General features: G+C 67.1%; 1 protein-coding gene and 1 pseudogene. Both read left to right on the top strand.

What is annotated here, in order from left to right:
- The first annotated feature begins 202 nt into the window (after positions 1-202).
- Positions 203-490, top strand: coding sequence for a hypothetical protein (locus tag EN879_RS37210; RefSeq protein WP_245493948.1), 288 nt, complete (start codon positions 203-205; stop codon positions 488-490).
- 113 nt (positions 491-603) lie between these two features.
- A pseudogene (locus tag EN879_RS37205) lies at positions 604-973 on the top strand (GcrA cell cycle regulator); the annotation flags it as partial.

Genomic DNA, 973 nt, shown 5'->3' with positions numbered 1-973 from the left:
GCCATGGCGCCCATGTGAGGGATGAAAGCCGCTCTCGTCTATGAAAGAATGGCTTGCATCTATTTTCGAGTTATGCTTATATCCGGTCATGCAAAACCTGTCCAGCTTTGATGGCGCCGAGTCGCCGGCCTCACGCGAGGCGCGCCCGGCGGTCATAACCGCCCATTCCCTTTCATCCCGGCCGTCCTCCTCCCCGGCCCGGATGAAGCCCGAGGCCCAGTGCCTGACCGCACGAGCCTCGGGTCCGGTCCGCCTGTCTCCGGCGACCGGAGCGGCCGGAGCCGCCGCTCCCAGCGGCTTCGGCCCCCAATTCGGCCGGCATGGCGCCGGCTCTGTTTTTGCGGCAGGCCGATCCTGCATCCGCACCGAGGACGGCACCGTCATCCTGTTCGACAGGCTGACGGGCAGGGCGGTTTCCGCCCTGGACAGAAACACGGCCGAAGCGCGGCTTCTGCACCTTGCCGGCGGGAAATCGGCCCAAGCCGGCTGAGGCTGGCCGGCTGAGAGCCGGCTCTTGAAAAACAACCTGACTGCGGCCTGGCGACCGGGTCGAACCTTGACGCTGCCCGACGGCGCGCGGCCGAACTTTGGATGGAGCTGGATATGGCAAGCTATAGCGACGCGGAATTGCACGAGATCGCCCGCTGGCTGAAGGATGGGTTCTCAGCCTCCAGGATTGCAGTCGCGTTCAGCGCGTTGCGCGGCAGTCCGGTGTCGCGCGACGCCATCATCGGCATCGTGCACCGCAACGCCATGCTCGGCGCGATCGGCTTTGCCAATGGCAAGGGGCCGCCGCCGCGATCCAGGCAGGCCGTGGGCAAGCGCGCTGGAAGCAAGCGGGCGAGTGGCGCGTCGGCGAAAGCGACGCCTGTCGTCGGCAAGATGGAGGGCGTGCTTGCCGCCAAGGACATCCATGCGCGTGAAGTGGCCCGGCCCAGGCGCGCGCATTCGTTCGTGCGCGAGGTGGGCGTGC

Source organism: Mesorhizobium sp. M7A.F.Ca.AU.002.02.1.1 (assembly GCF_003998535.1).
GTDB classification, from domain to species: Bacteria; Pseudomonadota; Alphaproteobacteria; order Rhizobiales; family Rhizobiaceae; genus Mesorhizobium; species Mesorhizobium ciceri.
Note: the sequence above shows the minus strand (reverse complement) of the source record. Positions and strands in the feature narration are given on the sequence as shown.